A 23,978-nucleotide genomic window follows, 5' to 3' on the forward strand; every position below is an offset into this window, starting at 1 on the left:
TAAAGTACCCCCGAAAAAACAGTAAATCCGCCCCCGGCTTCCCTTTTGCTTATCATAAATAAAAAAATCACTTGACTACTCATGGATCGTAGAATCTTCGTAAAATCCTCCCTGGGCCTGGCGGGCGCGGCCTTAGCAGCGGGCGAGACGGCGGCTAGTGCCCCCTCCGGCAAAAACAACTTTAAACTGAAATACGCCCCCCACTTCGGGATGTTCAAGAACAGCGCGGGCGACGACCTCGTCGACCAGCTCAAATTCATGGCCGACATGGGCTTTATGGCTCTGGAAGACAACGGCATGATGGGCCGCCCCGTGGAGGTGCAGGAGAAGATCGCCAAAGAAATGACGCGCCTGGGCATGGAAATGGGGGTATTTGTGGTAGATAAAGGGGGCAACAGCCAGAACACCCTCGCCGCGGGCAAGAAAGAATACATCGACATTTTCCTGAACGGCTGTAAGCGGGCCGTTGAGGTGGCGAAGCGCGTCAATGCCAAGTGGATGACCGTCGTCCCCGGTGACTTCGAGCGTAACCTACCCATTGGCGTGCAGACGGGGCACGTCATCGACGCGCTGCGCCGGGGGGCCGAAATCCTGGAACCGCACGGACTCACGATGGTACTTGAGCCCCTGAGCGACACGCCGAACCTATTCCTGCGTACTTCCGACCAGACCTACGAGATCTGCCGGGGGGTCAATAGTCCGGCCTGCAAAATCCTGTTTGATATTTACCACATGCAGAAAAACGAAGGGCACATCATCCCGCACATTGACTGGACCTGGAGCGAAATCGCCTACTTCCAGATCGGCGACAACCCCGGCCGGAAAGAGCCTACTACCGGGGAAATCAACTACAAGAATATCTTCAAGTACATCCACGACCGCAGCAAAAAAGAGAACAAAAGCTTCATCATGGGCATGGAGCACGGCAATTTCAGCCCCGGCAAAGACGGCGAAAACGCGCTCATCAAGGCCTACGTGGAAAGCGACAGCTTCGCGGTGTAGCAAGTACCTTGCACATTATTAGAAAAATACAAAACGGGCTGGTGGGAAAAATAAGCGCTCCCACCAGCCCGTTTTGTACAAAATAGAGGTGGGTTTAGATCACCACTACGGAGTTGTCTTCCAGCGCTACGCCCGAAGGAACATACTTGTCAGCTTCCCAGTCATTGGTCCACTTCTCGCCGTCCAGAATGTAACGGAACTGGTATTCTTTACCGGGCTCGAGCTCGAGCGTGGCCTTGTATGAACCGTCTTTTTGCTTCTTAAGAGGGGCAGCATCTTCCGGATTCCAGTCGTTGAAGTCTCCAACCAAGGATACCTTCGTGGCCTCTGCGGCGGCCTCAGCCGGCAGGGTAAACGTCACTTTGCAAATAGGCTTGCTTTTGAGATACTGTTTTGTCAATGCCATAATTGGTGGTGTTTTTTTAGTTGACGCAACAAATATACAATCAAAAATATTTTAAGTCAATGATAATCAATATTGTAATTATTTAACTACTTAAAATAGTCATACCTATTCTACTTTTTTTTGGTATAGTACAATTTTAGGGCAAGGTATAGCGCACGCCCAGGAAGCCTCGTATCCCCTGATTGGGCGCATACACATAGCTCGGGTCAAAGGTGAGGCGGGAGGGGTTGTCGGGCGTAGCCAGTACATTTCCTTCGGTATCAAAAAGTACCTTCTTGTCGAACGGATCAAACGCCCGGGCGATGGAATTGGCGGGCGGACGGAAGTTGAGCAGGTTTTTGACGCCTCCGTACAGCTCCCAGCGCGTACCCAGGTTTTTGGTAAGCTGAATATTCTGCAGTGACCATACCGGTGAGTACTCCGCGCGCGGGTCGTCCTCACTCAGCAGCGGCAACCGCATGGGGCCGTACACGTTGCCGGTATAGTCAAGTACCATCCCGGCCTTCCGAAACTCGTACGTGATAGCCCAGGTACCCATGAAGCGCTCGGTGAGGATGGGCCGTATGCGTTGGCCTTCGTCTACCTGCACGTTGTCCATGAGCGTTACGCCCGCGACGAGTTTGAGCGGGGCGTAGAGGTTTACGTCCAGGTTGAGGCTGATGCCCTTCGATTCGGCGTAGCCGCGCAGGTTGTCGTAGATAATCTGGTTCGGGTTGGTGTCGTAGTCGGGCAGGATGCGGTTGCTGAAGCGCGTATAAAACACCGAAGCGTCCAGCCCCACAAAAGCATTGGGCAGCACGATTTTCTTTACAAAATTCAGGTTGGCATTCCAGCTTTGCTCGGGCCGGAGCGCTTCCCGGATCACCACCTCCCGCGCGCCGGTAAGGGCGGCGTGGTCTTCGGTGAAAAGGTTAACGACCCGGTAGCCGCGGCCTACGTTGAGCCGCAGGGCGTCGGTGGTATTAAGGGCCACCTTGTAGGCTAGCCGGGGCGTATAAATGCTCCCGTGGCGGGAGTTATAGTCGTAGCGCATACCCAGCAGTACTTTGTGCGGCCCCCGCGTGATTTCGTCCTGGACAAAAAGCCCCGGCAAAAAAATCCGGCTGGGCTCGTCGGTATCCAGGGCGCTGGTGGTAGCGGGGGTGTTGTCGTTGTAGTAGGTGTAGCGCAGCGGAATACCCGCCAGCAGGCTGTGCTTCCCGACCTGTTTGTCCCAGAGGAGCTGCCCAAAAGCGATCCGCTGATCGGCTTCGAAGGGCAGATCGCCGTAAAAAGAATTTTGTCGGTGCGTATTGAGCGAGTACTGCAGCGTTACTTTCTCCTTCATCGGTAACTGGTAGGTACCTATGGCTTCGAAGCGCTCGGTGTAGATGCTTTCGCCGTACACCTCATCGCCCCCCCGGTCGGCGGGGGTCCAGTGTACCTGCCCGCCCCAGCGGTCTTCGTAGAAGTACCTCAGCGCCAGCGACGCCTGCCGGTTGTAGGGCCGCTGCACCGACCACTTGTTAAACACCGAAATACGGTGCTGGAGGGTTAGGTCCGTGAAGCCGTCGCCGTTGCGGTCGATGGGGTTCTGGTAGTTGAAGTAGTTGATGCCCGTCAGCGAAGATACTTTGGAGCCCAGCATAAACTTAAAACCCAGATCGGCGTTGAAATCCCGCCAGTTACTGCTGAAGGCATCGGCCGAGAAGGTAGGGGCTTTGGTGGTACTTTTGGTGATGATGTTGATGAGCCCACCCACGGCCTCGGAGCCGTAGAGCGTCGAGGCCGGTCCCTTTACAATCTCAACGCGCTCAATGAGGCTGTTCGGAATTCCGATGAGTCCGTACACCGTCGAAAGTCCGCTCACGATGGGCATGCCGTCCAGAAGTACCATGGTATACGGCCCTTCGAGCCCGTTGATGTGGATGTCGCCAGTGTTACAAACGTTGCAGTTGATCTGGGGCCGGATGCCGTTGACGTACGAAAGCCCCTCAAAAATACTCGGGACCGTGTTTTTATAGAGGAATTTCTGCGTGACAATATCCACCGGTACCGCACTTTCGAGCTTGGATACTTCCTTCATGGTACCCGTCACCACTACTTCTTCCAAACTACCCGCCAGCTCCTGCAGCTCGGCCTGTATCTCTACCGAGGCCGACGCCCCCAGCGTTACGGACTTTTGGTACGACGAGTAACCCATCATCGAGACCACCAGGCGGTAGGTGCCCGGCGGGATAGCCCGGAGCCGAAAAGTACCCAGGGAGTCGGAGGTAGTACCGTATGACGTACCTTTGAGCGCTACGGTCGCGTAGGCCAACCCTGCTTCGCCTGCGGTAACCCGGCCGGAGAGCTCGGCCGTTTGGGCCACTGCTACTACCCTCAGCAAGATCAATCCTACCACTAAAATGTACTGTTTCATAGCATATTCTTTCTGCAGCTTTATCCACCCAACGTGGGCGCTTGGGTTAGTTATTTGACAAATGTAAATAAAATTTTAAGTATGCTACAAATATAATTTAGGCTTAGCTAAAAATGCAATATTGTTGCATCTTATGCAAAGTACTTTTATTTCTTTTACTTTACCGGCCTGAATACTTTTATGGCTACTAAAATGATCAAAAAAATAGTACGCCCCTTGCCTCTGCCACTCCCGGCCGACTGGGCGGTACTGCTACTCCGGCTGGGTACTTCGCTGCTCATGCTACGCTATGGCTACGCCAAATTGGAAAGCTATCTGGCGGGCGACACGGGCTTTGCTGATCCCTTCGGTTGGGGCGAAGAGGCGTCTTTGGTACTTACCATTGGGGCCGAAGTGGGCTGCTCCCTGTTGCTCATCCTGGGCGCAGGTACCCGCCTGGTGCTAATCCCGCTCATCGTTACCATGCTCGTTGCTTTTTTCGTCATCCATGCCGACGATCCCTTCGACCAGCGGGAGCATCCCCTCGTTTTTCTCATTCCTTACCTCGCCCTGCTGCTTACCGGGCCGGGCCGTTTTTCGCTGGATCAGCGCCTTTTTGGATAAATAGGCAGCGGCTTCATTATATTGATCACCTACGGCTCTTTTGGAGGTAGTCAATTACTTTATTAAGTACCTATTTGGTCTGAAATACTATACCTAATGTACTCACTATGCAAAAGATAGCAATGCTGGGCTCCGGTTTTATCGGACGCTTTTACGCCGAGTCCATTCACGGGCAGCGCAGCCGCGACCGCGTTACGGCCATCTACGCCCGGCGCGAAGCCAGCGCCCGGAAATTCGCTACCGACTACGGCTGTGACTTCTGGTCCACCAACATGGAAGAGGTGATTGCGCACCCGGATACCACCATGGTGTGTATAGCCCTGCCCAATAATGTACACGAAGAAGCCGTGCTGCTGTGCGCGAAGCACAAAAAGGCCGTGCTATGTACCAAACCGCTGGGCCGGACCGCCGAAGAAGCCCTGCGCATGATGCAAGCCGTGGAGGAGGCGGGGATTTTTGGTGGGTACCTGGAAGACCTCTGCTACACGCCGAAGTTTCTGAAGGCGCTGGAAAGCGTAAAAAATGGCGCGCTGGGCCGGATACTCTGGGCCAAGTCACGCGAGGCGCATCCCGGCCCCCACAGTGAGTGGTTCTGGGACATTGAGCAGGCGGGCGGCGGGTGTATCCTGGACCTGGGCTGCCATTGCATTGAAATTGCGCGAGGCTTCATTGGCAAGGACATCAAGCCCGTGGAGGTGATGTGCTGGGCCGACACCCAGGTGAAACCCATCGACGCCGAAGACCACGCCATTGCGCTGGTGAAATACGAAAACGGAGCCATCGGACAGTTCGAAACCAGCTGGACGTTCCGGGGTGGCATGGACCTCCGCGACGAAGTAATGGGTACCGAAGGTACTATTTGGATCAACAATTTCCTGCGGACGGGCCTGGAAATGTATACCTCCGGCAAGGGAGCGGATTACGTAGCCGAAAAGGCCGAAAGCAACACCGGCTGGCTATTCCCGGTGGGCGACGAAGTCAACGATCTGGGTTACAACCACATGTTCACCGACATGTTCAACGCCGCCGAAGCGGGACGTGAGCCCGCCGAAACCTTTTACGACGGCTACGTAGTAAACGCCGTGATCGACGCGGCCTACCGCTCGTCCCGCAGCAAGCAGTGGGAGCCCGTGCAGCTGCCCGTCTGGCGGGGCCAGGAAGGCCTCACCAAGCCCTCCACCCTGGTAGACTACGACGACGACCACTACCTCATCAAACAGGAAATGACGCACGACGGCCGAAACAAGCTCATTTTGAAAAATAAACACTCTGGCAAGATCAGTGAGCGGGACGTGTAGTCGCAGCTCGTTTTGGCTCCGGGAGAAAAAGTACCTTGGCGCTTTTCTCCCGGAGGTACTTATTCGGGCAGGTACACCACAAAGGTAGCCCCCTGACCCGGCTGGCTTCGGGCCGTCACGGCTCCGCCGTGGTTTTCGGCTACTTTTTGTACAATGGCCAGCCCGATGCCCGTACCCACGTACTGGCTTTTGCCGTGTAGCCGCTGAAACACCTGAAAGATACGCTGTAGGTACTTTTCGTCGAAGCCAATGCCGTTGTCAGCTATTTCAATTTTATGTAAATAACCCGCATCAGTCGTAATTTTTAGCTCTTGAGGTACTTCTTCTGCCCGGATGCGCTGGGAGTGGATTCGTATCGTCGGAGGTACTTCCGGGAGCTTAAATTTCAGCGCGTTCGAGAGCAGATTCTGGAAGAGTTGCCGTAGCTGGCCTACGTTTCCCGGCACGGTAGGCAGTTCGCCCAGTTCAATACTGGCCCGCGACTCCTGCACGCGCAGCTCCAGGTCGTGCAGGGCTTCTCGGACTACCCTGCCCAGAGGTACCTGTACAAAGGCCTGGCGCTGGGTAGTGAGGCGAGAAAACACCAGAAGGTCGTCGATAAGAACGGACATGCGTCCGGCGGCATTTTGCATTCGCTCCAACAAATCGACCCCATCCCGAAGCTCCCCGGCGTACTTTCGTTTGAGCATATCACCAAACGACACAATCTTGCGCAGCGGCTCCTGCAGGTCGTGGCTGGCTACGTAGGCAAACCGCTCCAGGCTTTCGTTGCTGCGCTGAAGGTCGTAGTTGGCCTGCTCCAGGGCGCGCGTCCGTTCCCGTACCTGTTTCTCGAGCTCCTGTTCCAGTTCTTTCTGGGCCGTCACATCCTTACTGACCCCCATCAGGCACAAAGCCCCATTTTGCTCGCTGATCACAACCCGCGCCTGGGAGTAGAAGGTACTTACCTGGCCCGTTTGGGAATTGATCATTTCGTAGTGAATTTCGGTGGTCGTGTCCGGCGCTAGCTGAAGTACCTCTTTAAGTACCCTCTTCATTTTGGTGGGATCAACAAAAAGGCTTGTTAAATCCCGAAGTGCAATGGGCTCGTCCGGTTCAAAGCCAGCCCATTCGCGCGCCCGCTGCGAGAGATGTACCACCCCCGTGTTCAGGTTTATTTCGTAAGTACCCAGCTCGGCCAGATCCACGGCTTCCCGCAGATTTTCTTCGCTTTCTTTTAATTTATGCTTGGCTCGTACCAAATCCGTCACGTCCGTTCCGGTGTTGATCACGCCGTAAATTTCGCCGTTACTATCGCGCAGGGCTTTGTAGGTAAAATTATAATAGAAAGTACGCATTTCGCCGTCGTGCCGCAGATCCACGCGGTCTTCGGTAGCCTCGTAAGATACCCCCGTGCGGTACACGTCGTCCAATAGCTGAAAGAAAGGCTGCCCTTCGAGCTCCGGCAGGGCTTCCCGGTAGGTTTTGCCTACTACGGAAGCGTCTTTTCCCCAGGCTTTCAGAATAGCGTCGTTGACAATCTGAACCCGCATTTCGCAGCCAATGTAAACCCCGACCGGCGTGGGCGAGCTTAGGACAAAACTCCGAAAACGCTCTTCGCTCGTTTCCAGCTTTTCGCGGGCCATCAGTTCCGGCCGTAGATCCCGGATGGTCACCCCCCGCCCCAGAGGCTTTCCGTTGGTGGGGTCATAGATCATCACGAACTCGGCGTGGCAGGGGATTTCTTCGTGGGTGGTGAAGTGCCGCAACTGAATAGTACCCGACCAGCGGCCCTCGATTTCTAATTGGGGAAGTATCTCTTGCTGCATCGCAGCGGCTTGCGCAGCCGAATAAAAAGAAGGTACCGTCAGCGCGGGCAGGGGCTGGTCAACGGGTATCCCCAGCAACCGGCGTCCCGCTCGGTTGATGTACACAATGTAGCCCTCGGCATTGGCAATACCCATGTAGTCGGTGCTGTTCTCAACCAGCAACAGCAGCCGCTGTTGTTCTTCCCGCAGGGCTACCTCCTGGCTGATGTCCTGGGCCGTACCCGAAAAACGATAAGCAATCCCTTGATCATTAAAGTATGCATTGCCTTTACAGCGTAACCAACGGAGGCGGCCATCTCCGGCCCCAATCGTACGAAACTCAATATCGTATTTCCCGTCCAACTCCGGAGAAAGGGCCTGGTCCACGGCCCGGGTTACCCGCTCCTGATCATCGGCGTGGATCCACTGGATCACGTTTTCGTACAAAATATCCCCATCCTGTCCGACCCCGAACAGATCCCGGCAGCGCTCGTCCCAGCTCACGGTGCGCCGAATCGTGTCCAAGTCCCAGGTACCTATGCCGGCGGCATTCAATGCAAACCGTATGCTCTCCTCGCTCTCTTCTGCTTTCTGTAGGTTAAGTACCTTATGGGTTGTCTCATGGCACACGACGAGCACACCTCCTACAGTACCTTGCTCGTCGATGACCGGGCTGTGGCTAAACGTCCAGTACACATCTTCAATATGGGCGTTGCGGTAGATGGGAATTAAATGGTCTTCACTCCAGGTAGCTCCTTTTCCGCTCCATACCTGCTCAATGAGCGGCTTCACCGTAGCCCAGGTCTCAGGCCAGCAGATTTCACCCCGCTGCCCCAGGGCTTTGGGGTGCTTGCCGGTACTTCCCAAGATCTCCCGGAAGGCATCGTTGTAAAACTGAATGAGCTCCGGCCCCCACCAGAGCATCATCGGAAAACGGGACGAAAGTACAATACTAAGCGTAGTGCGGAGGCTTTGGGGCCAGCTATCCAGCGCACCCAGGGGCGTTTCTGACCAATTAAACGTTTGAATTAACGCGCTCATTTCACCTTCCGCCGGAAGGAACGTATAGCTACGGCCAACGGTATTCTTTTCATTCATAAACCCAAAGGTTTCTAAAATTCGTATTGACGATTAAAGTAGTAAAAAAGTGAAATGATGCCGGGAAGAAAGCAGGTACCTTCCTCTTTGGGCGTATTGGCATTACAGGTTTCTTACCCCTAGTATCAAAAAAATGATGCTGACAAAGATACTACGTAAAGGTAGTCTACCTATCTGAAAACGCCTTTTAGCCGCGTTGGTTTAAAATAGTTGCGCTTTACGCTGGCATCACGTAAAAAAAATAGTTGCCGCCCTGGTATTCATCCTTAATTTTTCAATTTAGCTTTACCCTGCTAACTATTTAAAATTAAAATCAACGTTATGAAAAGGACTGTGCGCTACGTTTTATTGTTGACTACCCTCCTGATTACGCATTTCTCGCAGGCTCAAATGGGCGTAAACTCCACGGGCTCAGAACCGCATCCCTCGGCTATGCTGGATGTAAACGCCCCGGACAAAGGGGTGCTGGTGCCCCGCCTGACGCAAAGCCAGCGCAACGCCATTGGCAGCCCGGCTACGGGCCTGCTTATTTACCAAACCGACTTCGTGCCCGGCTTCTACTACTACAACGGTACCGCCTGGACGGCCGTTACGGGAAGTACCTGGGGGCTCACGGGCAACGCCGGTACTTCGGCGGGCCTCAACTTCATCGGGACCACGGACGCCCAGGCGCTTGATGTACGTACCAACGGTACCCTACGCGCCCGCTTCACCAACAAGGGGCAAATCGAAATTCTGAACACGGGGGAGTCGGTTTTTGTGGGGGACCGAGCCGGAGCCAACGACGATTTGACCGACAACCAAAACACGTTTGTGGGGCACCAGTCGGGCTTTTCCAACAACATCGGGTTTTTCAATACCGCTTATGGGCACAATTCCTTGTTTAGCAACACCTCGGGGCTCTCCAATGTAGCCGTAGGAAACTCAGCGCTTTTTCTGACCAATAGTCAAAGCAACCTGGTGGCCGTGGGCCACCAGGCACTCTTCAACAACGGGCAGGGGGCCTCGGACCTGGAAGGTACCGGCAACACCGCCGTAGGCTCCAAGGCGCTTTTTTCCAATACCCTCGGCTACCAAAATACGGGACAAGGCTTTGAGGTACTTTACTCCAATACCAGTGGCATTGGCAACACGGCCCAGGGAGCCGCCGCGCTCTATGGCAACACAACGGGTAGTTTTAATACCGCGAATGGATCTGGCACCCTGGCGACCAACACCACGGGCTTTGATAACACCGCCGTGGGAGCTCAGGCCATGAGCAATAACATGGACGGCTACGGGAATTCGGCCGTAGGTACTTTGGCGCTTTTATTTAATAATTCCGGCTACTACAACACGGCCACGGGTTCGTATGCCATGCTGGCAAACGCCTCCGGCAGCCAAAACACGGCCCACGGCTACCAGTCGTTGCTCCAAAACAGCACCGGCAACTCCAATACCGCCCTGGGAGCCTACTCGCTCCATAGCAATAGTACGCAGAGCAACCTGGTGGCCGTGGGTGACTCGGCGCTCTACAACAACGGGCAGGGGACGTCGCTTGCTTATGAAGCGACGCAAAATACGGCAGTAGGCTCCAAGACCTTGTACGCCAACACGATTGGTCACGGCAACACCGCCCTGGGTTTTAAAACCCTTTACAACAACACTTCCGGCGTGTATAATACGGGCATTGGTGTAAATGCTCTGGGCCTCAACACCAGCGGCATCGAAAACACGGCTCTGGGCTACCGCGCTTTATACAATAATAGCTCTGGTAGTAACAATATCGCCATCGGTCGCTTTGCGGCACAGAATATCACCACGGATAATAACAGCATCCACATCGGCAACCCTGGGGTTAATACCGCCGGGGCCGTTGTGAAAATAGGTACCATGGGTACCCATACCGGAGGGGTATTTATGCCCCTGCGCGGTGCCGAAACGGCCCTGGCGGTTAACTACGACCTCGGAACCGGCGAGCTCACTTATCTTACTTCCTCGCAGCGGTATAAGCACCAGATCCGGGACCTGGGTACTTTTTCGGATAAACTCGTTGACCTGCGGCCCGTCGCGTACCACTACCGGCCCGACTTCCTGAAGGGTAAAGCGGATGTGGAACACTACGGCCTCATTGCCGAGGAGGTAGCCAAGGTGTACCCGCACCTGGTGGTTTATAACAGCAAAGGAGAAGTAGAAACGGTAGCTTACCAAGAGCTCATTCCGCTCCTGCTCAACCAGGTCAATAAACTCACGCGGGAAAACCAGCAGCTCACCGCCGACGTGCGCGAAATAGATACCTTGCGCGCCGAGGTAGAAGCCATCAAAGCGGCCCTGCAAGGTACCTCGGCGGCGGCTCCCGTACCAGCTAAATAGGCTCCCCATCAAAGCATCAAAGTACCCCCTGACGAGTACAAGAGCCAGGTGCACCAGGCAGTAAGCAAACAAGGAGTACATTAGAAAAGCGACGCCCCAGGCTTTTCTTGGTATAAAGGTACTTTTGCGTTCCAAACTTTGCTTTCTAAACCATGCGCTACTCAACCTACTTGTCCGGGGGTCTTTTTTTACTCTCCACCCTATCCCTGACCGCCCAAACGCCCAGCTTCCGCGCCGAGGTTATCGACGCCAAGGTGAGCATTGGCTACGGGCTGGCCATTGGTGACGTAGACGGCGACGGCCATAAAGACATCCTGCTGGCCGACCAGAAGGAGATTGTCTGGTACCGAAATCCCGCCCAGGCCCAAGGTACCTGGGTGCGGCACGTCCTTGCCCGAGACCTCACCGAGCGCGACAACGTGTGCATTGCCGCCCGCGACATCGACGGCGACGGCAAGGTAGAAGTAGCCGTGGGAGCCCAGTGGAATCCCGCCGAAACCACCAACGAGAAGCAGTCGGGCGCGGTATTTTACCTGCACGCGCCGGAAGACCGCACCCAGCCCTGGGAGCCGGTACGCCTGCACCACGAGGTGACGATCCACCGCATGCACTGGGTGAAAGACTCCGACGATAACTTCCAGCTCATGGTACTTCCGCTGCACGGCCAAGGCAACGCCAACGGCGAAGGAGCGGGTGTGCAGCTCATAGCCTTTGACGTACCCCAAAACCGCCAGGGCCTCTGGGGCTACCAGCTCCTGGATACCCAGATGCACCTCACGCATAACTTCCAGCCCATGGAAGTACCTAACCGCTTTCTGGGCCTGGCCGTAGGCGGCAAGCAAGGGGCGCAGGTGTTTCTGAAGGGCGTGGACGGCTGGGCCCCGTCGGGCAACTGGCTGGTACCTGCGGGCGGGCAGGGCGTGGGCGAAGTACGGACGGGTACCTTGGGCGCAAACCAGCTCTTTACGGCTACCATTGAACCCATGCACGGCACCCAGCTGGTGGTGTATACCAAAGACAGCCGCACCGTCCTGACCAACCAGCTAAAGCAGGGCCACGGCCTGGTGTGTGGCGACTTTCTGGGCCAGGGCCGCGACCAGGTAGTAGTGGGCTGGCGCGAAAGAAACGACGCCGGCCAAATGGGCCTGCGCCTCTACCTGGGCGCCGACGCCGAGGGCAAGCAGTGGCAGGAGTACTCGCTGGATAACAAAGTACCCATGGCCTGCGAAGACCTCCAGGCCGCCGACCTTGACGGCGACGGCGATCTGGACCTCATTGCGGCGGGCCGCAGCACCCACAACCTGGTGATTTATTGGAACCAGAAAAATAACAAGTAAAGTACCCCAGGCCGGTGCTTCAGTTGGGTGCGGCCAGTCGTCCCTCTACGTCTTTTTTCAATTCCTGAATGGCCTGCAAGGTACTTTTCTGGTAGTCCAGCAGGGAAGCATCCGTCATTTGGGGGGCTGGTTTATGGTCATGGTGATGACCTTCGTGCCCTTCGTGATGGTGCTCATGCTCGAAGCCAGGTACCTCTACCAGGCCTTCTTCCCAGTCTTCAAGTACCCCCGCCAGGCTATCCGCTTCGCTTCCCCTGCCGGTACTTCGCAAAGTACCCAGCAGCTGCTCCACCTCCGCCTGCGTCGTTACGGCCTCTACGTGGTACCGGTGGGCTTCTTGTAAAAGCTCATTGGGCTCCTTATGGCTCGCACAACTGGCTTGCGCCATGACGAGCGCGGCCGTCAAGACTACCTTCATCGAAGTGCTGAGGTACAGGTACTTTATCCTTTTTTTCATAGTATTTTGCGCAACATGGTTGCAAATATAAAAAATACTTCCCTAAATTTGCAACCATGTTGCATATAACTTATTCCGTTTTTGTATGAAAAAGAATGTATTAAAACTCTCGATCCTCGCCTTGTTTGTGTCGGTCCTGGCTTCCTGTGACAAGCATGACCACGATCACGAGGTCGATCCCAACGACCGCCAGGAGTACCGCTTTGTGCGGGTACTTGTCAATGATGAAAACACGAAACAGCTTATGCTGGTGAATCCACGCACGGGAACAACCGAAAGCTTCGAAGCGCAGTTTGCCAAGTCGGCGCTGTATACCACCCAGGCCGGCCGTTTCGGTGCAGTGGTCAACGGTGCCAACAACCACACTCAGTTTTTTGATACCGGACTGGAAGGGCACGGCGATCACGTGGATGTGAAAGGTACCCCCAAGTGGGCGGCTATGGTCGGCGAAAGCAACCGCCCCACGCACTTCAAAAGCAAAGGGGACGAAGTGATCCTCTTTAACGATGGCGACGGCTCCTTAAGCCTGGGCAAGGAAGCCGATTTTCACGTAGCGGGCGCAAAATTGAAAAGCGTACTTCCGGCGGGGGGGATTGCTCACCACGGCGCGATGGCCAAATTTAACAACGGCAACTACGCCGTGACGCAAAAAGACGGCTCCGTAGCGGGTACTTTGCCCGAGCGGGTCAAAATCATCGACGCCACCGGCAAAGTACTTCATGCCTCTACCGTGCAAACGCAGGGTATCCACGGCAACGCCACCAACGGCAACGTAGCCGTGTTTGGCTCGGCCAGCGGAATTCTAGTGGTAGAGTCCAGCGGAGCGCAGCGCCTCATCAATCACCCTGCGGGCTTCGGAACGGCCTGGTTTGGTACCATCCTGGAGGCGAGCGGAGCCAACAAGTTTGTGGGCTATACTGCCGCCAAAGGAGCTTACCTCATCGACATCGCCGGCAACCAGGTGACGCCTATCATCGAAAACACCGACATCATGCAGTGCAAAATGGACCTGGCCGGCAACCACCTGGTGGTACTTTTGCACAGCGGGGAGGTCCATATCTTTGATCTAAAAACCAATACGCTGGTCAAGAAAGGCTCTATTCTGCCCGCCACCACCAAGGAAGAAACACAAAAGCCCCAGCTGGAGGCTACCTCGAGGTACCTGTACGTAACCCAGCCTAAGAGCGGCGAGCTCCTGACCGTCGAAATCGCTAACCTGGGTACTACCTCCCGCATCAAAGTATCGCCTACGCCCTACCGCCTGGCGGTAGTGGGTATGGAATCCAGCGAAGGACATTGATCCACAGGGTACTTACCAAACTATGAAATTCATGCTTACTCACTCATTTTTTAAAACCAAATCAGACCTGCTGGGCATAGCCAGTGCCTCCCTCTGCGTGGTACACTGCCTGCTGACGCCCATCTTGCTGGTGCTGGCGGCCTCTTCGGCCGGTTGGTGGCACGAAGTATCCTACGTGTTTCTGCTCATCAGCTACTATGCGTTGTACGAAACAAGCCGACACTGCACCAATCGGAGAATCTTGCTGCTCATTGGTAGTAGCTTGCTGGTACTTACCGCTTCGGTACTGCTGGAAGACTACTTCGAATGGCTGCACGAAGTAAGCTACCTGGCCAGCCTGGGTCTGATCACGGGGCATATCCTGAACATCCGGTATTGCAAAAAATGCAAACATGAGCATTCATCATAAAGGCCGCCAATCTCAGGCATAAACTAAAAAGTTGTTGTGCTAGCAAAAGTGAGCTACGGCCCGTTAAGGGGTTGTGGCTCACTTTTTTTGGTACTTCCTGGCAAGGTACCTGGTCAGCAGCGGTTCGCCGCTCATCCGGGCTAGTTCTTGCCGGACCCGCTGGGACTGACCGTCTAACCAGAAAAATAGAAGGCAGTATCGAATAGAATCTTATCTTTGTTTCGTTAGTATAAATACGAGTCTTCCTTGGATTTTTGGTACAACAGCGCCAATTTAAAAAAGAGATTGGCCATTTTTTTCAATTAACGCAATAACGTATGACACCTTTACGTACGGGCTCGTTTATCCGACGGGTCAAGGATATTACCATCAGCGGTACGCTGGCCGTAGCGATTCTGGCGAGCGGAATAGCCCTGCCGGGTTGCTCCGGTTCGGAAGACGAGGCCCACAGCTACGAAGAAACGACCTACTCCAAGGGAATTCGCTCCTACATCAAAGAGGTAGAACCGGGCGAATTTAAAATCACCGACGAGCAAAGTGTACCCGCCGACCAATCGGCGGCGATCGTCACCTACCTCGACGGCCACGTAGATACCCTAAGTACCACCACGGCCAAGGCCCTCATCGACCGCGACATCCGTTCCGACGAGTCGTCGGTGGGCAGGCACGGCGGCTTGTCCAACGTACTGCTGTACGGTGGCATGGGGTACTTGCTGGGCCGCACGATGAATCACGGCTACATCAATTCGTACCGAAGCGCGGGCGAAAGCTCCCGCTTTTACAGCAACCCCAATGCCTACAACCGGGCGCAGGGGGCCGTGCAGGACGTCAATACCTCCCGAAGTACCCGCGTGGTGAGCGGCCGTCCGGCGGGCGGGCGTAGCGGCTTCTTCGGCAAGCGCTCCAGCAGCAGCGGCGGGTAGGTACCTGCGCCATTCGTCCCGAACCGATCTACCTTTTTTAGTAACCTATCTTATGGTATCCTTACAATCTTTGCCCCGGCATCCCGAGGCCACGCTGCGCTCGTTGGGCTGGGACTGGATGCTGGGCGCTGACACCCTACCCTACCTGGTACAGGAAGCCGTGGTGGTGCAGGAAGACGAAGCCACGGCCTACCACGAAGCCGCCGCTACGCTCTACGACATGTATGTAGAAGCGGGCCAGTACGTCATTGACCAGCAGCTGTTCCGGGAGCTGGGCATTCCGGATAACCTGGTGGAGCTCATCAAAACCTCCTGGGACGACGACCGCCACGTACACCTCTACGGGCGCTTCGACCTGGCGGGCGGGCTCAACGGCCAGCCCATCAAGCTCATCGAGTTCAACGCCGACACGGCCACCTGCCTGCCTGAGACGGCCATTGTACAGTGGGCGCACCTGAAAGCCAACGGCTTCGACGATACCCGGCAGTTTAATACGCTGTACGAAACCCTGGTGGGGCAGTTTGTGTACCTGCGCGAGGTAAACAACGACCTCACGCCCAGCCTGCTGCTCACCACCCTGCGCGACAGCCCCGAGGACGAAACCAACGTGGCCATCCTGTCCGAAGCGGCGCGCGAAGCAGGCTTTGACGTGGAGTTTGCGTACATGGACGAAGTAGAGTTTTCGGCAGAGCAGGGCGTTTTTAAGCAAGACGCGACGAGCGGTAATTTTGTCCGGTTCGATTTCTGGTTCAAGCTCGTGCCCTGGGAGTACATCGGTTGGGACGAACCTGAGCTGGCCCAGCTCCTGACGCAGCTGGTGCAGAGCCGCCGCGTGCTGGTACTTAATCCGGCCTACACGCTGCTGTTCCAGTCGAAGTACCTCCTGAAGGTACTTTGGGATATGTACCCCTACCACCCGCTGCTGCTCCAGACCGAGCGGTACGTACTGCCGCACAAGCGCTCGGTGAGCAAGGTACTTTTTGGCCGCGAAGGCGCGAATGTCAGTATTTTGGAAAAGGGCGGCGAACCGCTCGAAACCGCCGACGGCGACTACGCCGATCAGGCGCGGATCTACCAGGAGTACATCGAGTTCCCAACCGACGCGGACGGGCATTCGTACCAGGCGGGGGTATTTTACGCGGGCGAGCCCTGCGCGCTGGGCTTCCGGCGCGGCGGGCGCATCCTGGACAACACCGCCCAGTTTGTGGGGCACGTGGTGGAGTGAGGCATGGGGCCAAGGGGATTTGGGAAGGGGTACTTCTGAGTTAAACTTTTAAAGTACCTTTCTGGTAAATGGGTAAGATGTACCTGTGGCTTCCTATTTTTTGCCAAACAAAAAGGCGCAACCCGTTATGAGTTGCGCCTTTTAATATTATAACTTTCAGGAAGATCTGCGGGGGTACTTTTAGTCCCGGCGGCCCATCAGGATGCTCACGTAGTAGAGCAGCGTAGCCAGTGAACCAATGGCCGCTACCAGGTAGGTACGGGCCGCCCACTTCAGGGCGTCACCGGCCATCACGTACTCGCGCTCGTTCACCACGCGGTTTCGCTGGATCCAGGCCAGGGCGCGGTTGCTAGCGTCGTACTCGACGGGCAGCGTCACGAAGCTAAACAGCGTAGTGGCCGCAAAAAGGGCTACCCCGATCGCCAGGGGTACTATGCTGGTATTGATCATAAGGATACCGGCCAAAATAACCCACTGCATGTAGCGCGACGAAATGGTCAGGAAAGGGACCATCTTGGAGCGCAGCTGCAACCAGCTGTAAGCCGTGGCGTGCTGCACCGCGTGGCCGCACTCGTGCGAGGCCACCGCCGCCGCCGCTACGCTACGTCCGTGGTATACGTCCGGGCTCAGGTTTACGGTTTTGTCCTGCGGGTTGTAGTGGTCCGTCAGTCGGCCTTCCACCGAAAGTACCCGTACGTCGTAAATGCCACTTTCGCGCAGCATCTTCTCGGCAATTTCTTTCCCACTTAGCCCAATGCTCAACCCAACTTGCGAATACTCCTCAAATTTTCTTTTCAGCCGCCACTGCACATACATACTCACGGCCATGACAATAATACCTATCAAATATGCTCCTGCCATCGTTCTTTTGGTTTAAGCGATTAATAATTTCTTAACGGGAGGTGAATTTACTAGGTAATTATACGAAAATAGCTTCAAAAAATTTTCTCAGTTATTCTGTATGTAGCCTTCTTTTATTCTGTATGTAGCCTTCTTTGATCTTTTCGATCAGCTTTGTGGTCGAATAGCCTTCCACCAGGCTTATTGTTTTCACCTCGCCTCCTCGGTTTATTACAAAATCTGCACCAACGATGGTTTCGATGGAATAATCGTCACCCTTGACCAAAATGTCAGGTTTTACGGCCTCGATGAGCTGCAAAGGCGTGGGCTCGTCGAACAAAATGACAGCATCCACGAACGAAAGCGCCGCCATCAGGCGCGCCCGCGCGTACTCATTGACCACCGGCCGCAGCGGGCCCTTCAGGCGGCTCACAGAGGCATCGGTATTCAGGCCCAGTACCATGCGGTCGCCCAGGGCGCGGGCTTTTTCGAGGTAGTCGATGTGCCCCAGGTGTACTATATCGAAGCAGCCATTGGTAAAAACTACTTTTTGTCCGGCCCGTTGCCAGTCGGCCACGGTTGCAGCGGCCTCGTCGAGGCGCATAATTTTTGACTCGGTAGGAATCATTTCGTGCAGTGTTTTGGAAGTTGTAAATTAGCCGGTACTTGCCGCATGGGGCCCAGGCACCTGGGATCTTGTAGACGGCAGTACCTACCTCATACTACTGATCTAGGGGGCGGAAGGTACCTCTTCGCCCACCGTTTTTTTATCTCGGAAGAGCACCACCAAAAAAGCCAGCGCTCCTACGGCCAGCATGAAGAGCATCTGCGCACCGTGAATAAACGTAGCCAGCGTAATGCCATCTTTCTGCGTCAGTCCGTACAGGACCATCACGTTACCGACCAGCAAATGGTACGCCCCGATGCCGCCCTGCGTGGGGGCCGTCATGCCGATGGCCCCGATCACGAGTACCGTCAGGCCGGCCAACGGACCCAGGTCGGCGGTCTCGGGAATGCAGAAGAAAAGCACATACGACACCAGGTAGTAGCATACCCAGATCAGCAGGGTACTTAGGGCAAAAAGCCCCGGCTGCCGGAGCTTCCGCACGCTCAGGAGGCCGTCGAGCATGCCTTTGCTGAAGGTGATGATTTTCTGTACCAAACCGTTGGCAAGTACCTTCTCGCGGAAGTTTCGTTTCTTAAAAAAAATAAAAATAACGATCAATAGCCCCGCTACGGCCGCCAGCAGTAGCCCAAGTACCCAGCCCGAAGTACCCGCGGCAGCTTGGTCGGCGGGTACTTTGTTTCCGAAAAAACCCAGGAAAAAATCGCGCAGGCGCTCAAACTCCAGGATGAAATTGAGCCCGATCAGCAGCAGCAGTACCCCCACGTCGAAGATGCGCTCGGCCACGACCGTCCCGAAGCTCCGGTTGACGGGAATGCGCTCCAGCCGGTAGAGCGTACCGCAGCGCGTTACCTCGCCCATGCGGGGGATGATGTAGTTGGCAAAGTACCCCGTCAGTACCGCCAGCATGGCGTCGAGCAGGCCCGGACGGTGCTCCAGCGGCTCGAGGAGCATCTGCCAGCGCCAGGCCCGCGCCAGGTGCGCGCCCATGAGCAAGGTACACGATACCGCGATCCACCGCCAGTCGGCCTGCGCCAGTCGGCTCAGCATGGCGGCCAGGTCAATGTCTTTAAAGACAAACCACAGCAACACGCCCGCCAGACCTAGCGAAATGGTGTATCGGAGAAAATTTTTCATAGGGTACCTGAAGGAACGAGGTGGAGGAAAGAAGGCTGGCTACGCAATGACGAGCCTGTTGTCGTCGTCGGGAAAGACCACCTTGGGTTTGAAAGTACTGGCTTCCTCGGTAGACAGGCTACCGTAGGCAATGATGATGACGATGTCGCCCACCTGGGCTTTGCGGGCCGCGGCGCCGTTGAGGCAGATGATCCCCGAGCCGCGCTCCCCTTTGATGACGTAGGTGATCAACCGTTCGCCGTTGTTATTATTAACAATATGTACTTGCTCATTTTCAATGAGGCCCGCCGCGTCCATCAGGTCTTCGTCGATGGTGATGCTGCCTACGTAGTTTAGCTCGGCCTGCGTCACCCTCACCCGGTGGATTTTCGACTTCATCAACGTGATTTGCATGGTTCTGTTCCGAATTAGTGCTAGCTGGTGATGTACCTGGCGAATAAGCCGCCAAAGTTACACCCTTCGCATTCAATATTCAAAACATCACAAAAAGCAAGGTAGTTCTTTGGGTGGCAGGTACGATGCCGGTACTTCTGCCACTCCGGTGAAATGCTCCTTTTCTTAGTACTTTTTAATGCTTGTAATTATTTAGTACCTTTCCCTCCTGAGTCCCTTTCCACTCCTATTCCTAACTTTTTCGCCCATGCAACCAAGCCCATTTCACGTCAATCTACCCTGGGTAGATTCCCCCTTTTTCGAGCAAGAGCTTGAAAAATCCACTCTGGATGAAGCTACCCGCCAACAGGTAAGGCACTATGCCGAGCAAGGGTACCTGATCATCGACACCGAACTTCCCGAAAGTACCTTTGACCGAATCGTGGAACTCCTGCAACCGCACTTTGAAAGCCCGCGCCTGCAGGACGCCTGGACCATCACGCCGCTGGTCAGGGAAGTAGCGGCTTGCCCCAAGGTACTGGACATGCTCCGGATCCTGTACCGGCGCGAGCCCTTCCCCTTCCAAACGCTCAATTTCCACGTTGGTTCGCAGCAAAAGACCCACAGCGATGCCATCCATTTTTATTCCGTGCCGGAGCGTTTTATGTGCGGCGTGTGGGTAGCGCTGGAAGACATCGACGAAAACAACGGCCCACTGCACTACTACCCCGGCAGCCACAAACTACCTTTTTATGACATGGCGGCCATCGGGATCAAAGGCTCCGACCACGTGTTGGAGTATAACCAGTACCTGATCTACGAGAATTTTGTGCAGGCGCTCATGGAAGCCACCGGACAGCAAAAGCAGGTCTTTAAAGTCAAGAAAGGGCAGGCGCTCATCTGGTCGGCGAATCTTTTTCACGGCGGTGAGCCCATTTTGCAGCCCGGCCGCAGCCGCCACAGCCAGGTCACGCACTACTTCTTCAACGACTGCCTGTACTACACGCCGCTTTGGTCAGATCTTCCCATTGAAAAAATGTACATGCGTCGGCCTGTGAATATTCTTACGGGCAAGCGCATGGGAAACACCTACCTGAACGAGTCCATTATGGACCGCACCGGGTTCAGCCAGCTCACGGCTTACAAAAAGAAGCTGGAGGAAGCCGTATGGGTACTTAAAAAGAATCTGAGGAAATGATCGGCGGCGGGCCGTAAAAAGTCGGGTAATTTATCGCCCGCTATGAGTAATTTTGAGCTAACGCCTACTTTGCTACCTAAATAAATAGCATTTACTGATTCGTAAGTATTCTAAAATAGAACAGACTAAAATGAGTAAACAAAACGAACCCAACGGTGTATCACGCCGAAACTTTATCCAGGCAGGCGCGGCGGCGGCCGTGGGAAGTTTCTTTATTGTGCCGCGGCACGTATTAGGAAAAGGCTACCGGGCGCCCAGCGATAAGCTGAACATTGCCGGTGTGGGCGTAGCCGGTAAAGGATCGTCGGACGTCAATAACGCCTGGAACAAAGGCACTGAAAACATGGTGGCCCTCTGCGACGTGGACTGGAACTACGCCAAAGGTACCTTTGAGAAGCACCCGAATGCCAAGAAATACAAGGACTTTCGCCGGATGTTTGACGAAATGGGCAAAGACATCGACGCCGTGACGGTATCAACCACCGACCACCAGCACGCCGTGATCGCGATGGCCGCCATGCAGCTCGGCAAGCACGTGTACGTACAGAAACCCCTCACGCACGACATCTACGAGGCCCGGATGCTTACCGAAGCCGCCCGCAAGTACAAGGTAGTAACCCAAATGGGCAACCAGGGGGCCTCCAGCCCCGGCCAGCAGCAGATGGTGGACTGGTTCAAGAAAGGGCTCATCGGCACGGTGAAAGAGGTACAGGTGTGGACCAACCGCCCCGTGTGGCCGCAGGGCATTCCGGTGCCCACCGGCAAGCAGCCCGTACCCGACACCCTGGACTGGGACCTGTGGGTAGGTACCGCCGACTGGGTGGACTATAACCCCGCCTGGCACCCCTTCAAGTGGCGCGGCTGGTGGAACTTCGGTACCGGCGCCCTGGGCGACATGGGCTGCCACCTCATCGACTCGCCCTTCCGGGTATTGGGTCTGGGGTACCCTACTGAGGTAGAATGCAGCGTAGGGCAAGTATTCATCAAAGACTGGACGGCCGAGTTTATTCCCGAAGGCTGCCCGCCTTCCTCGCGCGTGGAGCTCAAATTCCCCGCCACGAAGCAAAACAACGCCGAGGTAAAAATGATATGGCACGACGGCGGTCTGCGGCCTTTCCACCCGGACCTGGTACCGGCCGACGACCCCATTGGCGACGACGACAGCAGCAACGGCGTGCTCATGATCGGCGACAAGGGCGTGATGATGTGCGGTACCTACGGACGGGTACCCAAGCTGTACCTCAAAGGAGGCAAAAAAGTGGAGATGGAGCCCAATTCCTTCAACACCAAGTACACGCCTATGCCCGAGTACGGCCACCACGTAGCCTGGACCGACGCCTGCAAGGCGGGCTTCAACAGCGCCGAGCATAAAGCCCTCACGTCTACCTTTGACTACTCCGGTCCGCTGACCGAAACGGTGATCATGGGCAACCTGGCCATCCGGAGCTACGGCCTGCGCCAACCTACCGCCGACGGCAAGGGCTTTACCTACCCCGGCCGGAAGAAGATGAAGTGGGACGGCAAGAACATGAAAGTCACTAACTTCGACGAAGCCAACCAGTTTGTGAAACGCAAGTACCGCGGCGACTGGAAGCTGATGTAAGCCTTTCGTAAACAACCCTTACCCCAAAACTCCGAAGGTACCTTACCTCTCGGAGTTTTGTTTTTAGGAAGGTACTTGGTGGAGGCAGAGTGGCCGGGATACTTTTCAAAATATTCCCCGTTCCTTTTCGTTAGTTTTGCAAATAAAAAAATCTGTAAAGTACCCCTTCTCCATGCAGCCGGTCTCGTTTCTTTCAGTAGCGCTCATTAGTTTTTTAATCGTTTCGTGTAGCTCCCCGGAAGCCAGCTACGTACCCAAGCCAAAAGGCTATAACCGCATTGCCCTGCCCGCGCCCGCTTACCAGCCTCTGCCCGCTACCTATCCCTACTCGTTTGAGTATTCTAGGCACGCGACCATCCTGCCCGATACCTTTGCTCTGGCCGAGCCAAACTGGATTTTTGTGTACTATCCCCGCTTCAAGGCCAACATCCAGATCACCTACAAGCGCGTCCAGAATGACCCCCGGCGGCTGAAAGACTACATCGACGACGCCTACAAGCTCTCGGGCAAGCACCACATTCGGGCCTCGTCCATTCAGGCGCAAACGCTGGTGTCGCAGAGTGGCCGCACCACCACGCTCTTCCGCCTGGAAGGCGACGTACCCAGTCCGTTCCAGTTTTATACCACCGACAGCACCACCCACTTTCTGCGGGGCGCCATTTATTTCCCAACGGCCACCAAAAACGACTCACTGGCCCCGGTGATCGAGTACCTGCAAAAAGACATGATGCAGCTGCTCAATACCCTGAGCTGGAGAAAATAAGGGCCAGGAGTTGGTAGTATTTGCACCAAGCGTGTATCTTTGAGATTCAAAGACTTAAAGGTACTTTCGCCGAAAAGAATACGTTTTTACTTTCACACCTTCGAGGCTATGGGCAAGAAGCAACTTAAGAACCAACTACCCCTTGATTTCTCGTCCCGCGGCGACCGGATCGTGCTGCACTTGGGCCAGGTACCCAGCCAGCAGGCCGCCGAGCAGCTCTTTGAAGGCCTGGTGCAGGGCCGCTGGATGCTCGAACCGGCGGGCGAAGTAGCCGACATCTCCTCGGCGCAGGTGATTGTGCGGCACATGGGGCACAAACTACCCTACCCCGAGACGATCAAAATTGCGCAGCTACACGACGTAGAAGCAAGCTTTACGGGCTTCTCGGCCATTTACCGGCAAAAGGGCTGGATCTTTATCAATGCCCGCTCCGAGGCCAACGAGCGCTGCTACCAAACCTACCTCCTGGCCGCTTCGCTGGGCCTGTACCCCTCCTACTCCAGCGCCGAAGCGCTCGCCGCCCGCGCCGAGCACCTGGTTTTCGAGACGCTCCTCCCGGCCAAAGACGTGCAGAGCTTTTTCTACGAAGGCATTACCAAAATCCCCGCGTTTCTAGCGGCCGACATCGCCGATTTTTTCAAGGTACCTTTCCCCATGGTACTTAAGCGAGCCCTGCAGCTGGGCATCGTCAGCGACGAACAGTACCGCAACTTCATGACCGTCACCCCCATTGCCTCCACCAAGCCCAGTGAGCTGTTCATTACGCAGGAAGGGAGCATGGAGGATCTGGAATCGCAGCTTTTCGGCCAGGACGAGGATTTTTAAGCCTTCCGACCACAGCG

Annotated in this window: 21 protein-coding genes; 13 read left to right on the forward strand and 8 right to left on the reverse strand. The window is 55.4% G+C overall.

Features of this window, described 5'->3' with window-relative positions; translation table 11 throughout:
• Positions 1-81: 81 nt before the first annotated feature.
• Positions 82-1,002 (forward strand): hydroxypyruvate isomerase family protein, encoded by a 921-nt coding sequence (locus HNQ92_RS11950; RefSeq protein ID WP_184174250.1) that lies wholly within the window; start codon positions 82-84, stop codon positions 1,000-1,002.
• A 94-nt stretch (positions 1,003-1,096) separates the two neighbouring features.
• On the opposite strand, the gene HNQ92_RS11955 is transcribed toward HNQ92_RS11950, so the two are convergent.
• Both HNQ92_RS11955 and HNQ92_RS11960 read right to left on the reverse strand, forming a co-directional pair.
• Positions 1,097-1,408: an isoamylase early set domain-containing protein gene (locus HNQ92_RS11955; RefSeq protein WP_184174251.1), complete on the reverse strand. Its 312-nt coding sequence runs from the start codon at positions 1,406-1,408 to the stop codon at positions 1,097-1,099.
• Between the two features lie 136 nt (positions 1,409-1,544).
• Entirely contained in the window at positions 1,545-3,809 is a 2,265-nt protein-coding gene (locus HNQ92_RS11960; protein ID WP_184174252.1) for a TonB-dependent receptor, read from the reverse strand.
• Positions 3,810-4,001: 192 nt separating this feature from the next.
• On the opposite strand from HNQ92_RS11960, the gene HNQ92_RS11965 reads away from it, so the two are divergent.
• Together HNQ92_RS11965 and HNQ92_RS11970 are read left to right on the forward strand one after the other, a co-directional pair.
• Entirely contained in the window at positions 4,002-4,412 is a 411-nt protein-coding gene (locus tag HNQ92_RS11965) for a DoxX family protein (protein WP_184174253.1), read from the forward strand.
• A 107-nt stretch (positions 4,413-4,519) separates the two neighbouring features.
• On the forward strand, positions 4,520-5,710 hold the full coding sequence (locus HNQ92_RS11970; protein ID WP_184174254.1) for a Gfo/Idh/MocA family protein: 1,191 nt from the start codon (positions 4,520-4,522) through the stop codon (positions 5,708-5,710).
• Between the two features lie 59 nt (positions 5,711-5,769).
• Here the strand turns inward: HNQ92_RS11970 and HNQ92_RS11975 are convergent, their stop codons facing one another.
• Positions 5,770-8,595, reverse strand: coding sequence for a PAS domain-containing sensor histidine kinase (locus HNQ92_RS11975; RefSeq protein ID WP_184174255.1), 2,826 nt, complete (start codon positions 8,593-8,595; stop codon positions 5,770-5,772).
• A 321-nt stretch (positions 8,596-8,916) separates the two neighbouring features.
• On the opposite strand from HNQ92_RS11975, the gene HNQ92_RS11980 reads away from it, so the two are divergent.
• Both HNQ92_RS11980 and HNQ92_RS11985 read left to right on the forward strand, forming a co-directional pair.
• Positions 8,917-10,947 (forward strand): tail fiber domain-containing protein, encoded by a 2,031-nt coding sequence (locus HNQ92_RS11980; RefSeq protein WP_184174256.1) that lies wholly within the window; start codon positions 8,917-8,919, stop codon positions 10,945-10,947.
• A gap of 152 nt (positions 10,948-11,099) precedes the next feature.
• Entirely contained in the window at positions 11,100-12,284 is a 1,185-nt protein-coding gene (locus HNQ92_RS11985; RefSeq protein ID WP_184174257.1) for an FG-GAP repeat domain-containing protein, read from the forward strand.
• A 19-nt stretch (positions 12,285-12,303) separates the two neighbouring features.
• On the opposite strand, the gene HNQ92_RS11990 is transcribed toward HNQ92_RS11985, so the two are convergent.
• Positions 12,304-12,741 carry a hypothetical protein gene (locus HNQ92_RS11990; RefSeq protein WP_184174258.1) on the reverse strand — a complete coding sequence of 146 codons (438 nt, stop codon included), beginning with the start codon at positions 12,739-12,741 and terminating at the stop codon, positions 12,304-12,306.
• A gap of 85 nt (positions 12,742-12,826) precedes the next feature.
• Between HNQ92_RS11990 and HNQ92_RS11995 the strand changes: the two genes are divergently transcribed.
• From HNQ92_RS11995 to HNQ92_RS12010, 4 genes are all read left to right on the forward strand, one after another.
• The gene (locus tag HNQ92_RS11995) at positions 12,827-14,041 is read left to right on the forward strand and encodes a hypothetical protein (protein WP_184174259.1); all 1,215 of its coding nucleotides are present in this window, start codon (positions 12,827-12,829) and stop codon (positions 14,039-14,041) included.
• 31 nt (positions 14,042-14,072) lie between these two features.
• Positions 14,073-14,450 (forward strand): MerC domain-containing protein, encoded by a 378-nt coding sequence (locus HNQ92_RS12000; RefSeq protein ID WP_184174260.1) that lies wholly within the window; start codon positions 14,073-14,075, stop codon positions 14,448-14,450.
• A 317-nt stretch (positions 14,451-14,767) separates the two neighbouring features.
• The gene (locus HNQ92_RS12005) at positions 14,768-15,373 is read left to right on the forward strand and encodes a Cj0371 family chemotaxis-regulating polar lipoprotein (RefSeq protein WP_184174261.1); all 606 of its coding nucleotides are present in this window, start codon (positions 14,768-14,770) and stop codon (positions 15,371-15,373) included.
• A 52-nt stretch (positions 15,374-15,425) separates the two neighbouring features.
• Positions 15,426-16,598, forward strand: coding sequence for a glutathionylspermidine synthase family protein (locus tag HNQ92_RS12010; protein WP_184174262.1), 1,173 nt, complete (start codon positions 15,426-15,428; stop codon positions 16,596-16,598).
• A 180-nt stretch (positions 16,599-16,778) separates the two neighbouring features.
• Here the strand turns inward: HNQ92_RS12010 and HNQ92_RS12015 are convergent, their stop codons facing one another.
• The 4 genes from HNQ92_RS12015 to panD form a co-directional block, all read right to left on the reverse strand.
• Positions 16,779-17,459, reverse strand: a complete 681-nt coding sequence (locus HNQ92_RS12015; protein ID WP_184174263.1) for a zinc metallopeptidase — start codon at positions 17,457-17,459, stop codon at positions 16,779-16,781.
• A gap of 91 nt (positions 17,460-17,550) precedes the next feature.
• Positions 17,551-18,066, reverse strand: a complete 516-nt coding sequence (gene rfaE2 / locus HNQ92_RS12020) for a D-glycero-beta-D-manno-heptose 1-phosphate adenylyltransferase (protein WP_184174264.1) — start codon at positions 18,064-18,066, stop codon at positions 17,551-17,553.
• A 102-nt stretch (positions 18,067-18,168) separates the two neighbouring features.
• Entirely contained in the window at positions 18,169-19,200 is a 1,032-nt protein-coding gene (locus HNQ92_RS12025) for a lysylphosphatidylglycerol synthase transmembrane domain-containing protein (protein WP_184174265.1), read from the reverse strand.
• Between the two features lie 39 nt (positions 19,201-19,239).
• A complete protein-coding gene (gene panD / locus HNQ92_RS12030) occupies positions 19,240-19,593 on the reverse strand; it encodes an aspartate 1-decarboxylase (protein WP_184174266.1) in 354 nt (117 codons plus the stop codon).
• A 247-nt stretch (positions 19,594-19,840) separates the two neighbouring features.
• Between panD and HNQ92_RS12035 the strand changes: the two genes are divergently transcribed.
• The 4 genes from HNQ92_RS12035 to HNQ92_RS12050 all read left to right on the forward strand — a co-directional run bounded on the left by HNQ92_RS12035 (position 19,841) and on the right by HNQ92_RS12050 (position 23,961).
• On the forward strand, positions 19,841-20,770 hold the full coding sequence (locus tag HNQ92_RS12035; protein ID WP_184174267.1) for a phytanoyl-CoA dioxygenase family protein: 930 nt from the start codon (positions 19,841-19,843) through the stop codon (positions 20,768-20,770).
• Positions 20,771-20,900: 130 nt separating this feature from the next.
• On the forward strand, positions 20,901-22,373 hold the full coding sequence (locus HNQ92_RS12040) for a Gfo/Idh/MocA family protein (protein WP_184174268.1): 1,473 nt from the start codon (positions 20,901-20,903) through the stop codon (positions 22,371-22,373).
• A 172-nt stretch (positions 22,374-22,545) separates the two neighbouring features.
• Positions 22,546-23,136, forward strand: a complete 591-nt coding sequence (gldD, locus tag HNQ92_RS12045; RefSeq protein ID WP_184174269.1) for a gliding motility lipoprotein GldD — start codon at positions 22,546-22,548, stop codon at positions 23,134-23,136.
• 108 nt (positions 23,137-23,244) lie between these two features.
• Positions 23,245-23,961, forward strand: a complete 717-nt coding sequence (locus HNQ92_RS12050; RefSeq protein ID WP_184174270.1) for a hypothetical protein — start codon at positions 23,245-23,247, stop codon at positions 23,959-23,961.
• Positions 23,962-23,978: the final 17 nt, after the last annotated feature.

The sequence above is a fragment of the Rhabdobacter roseus genome (assembly GCF_014202275.1).
GTDB classification, from domain to species: Bacteria; Bacteroidota; Bacteroidia; order Cytophagales; family Spirosomataceae; genus Rhabdobacter; species Rhabdobacter roseus.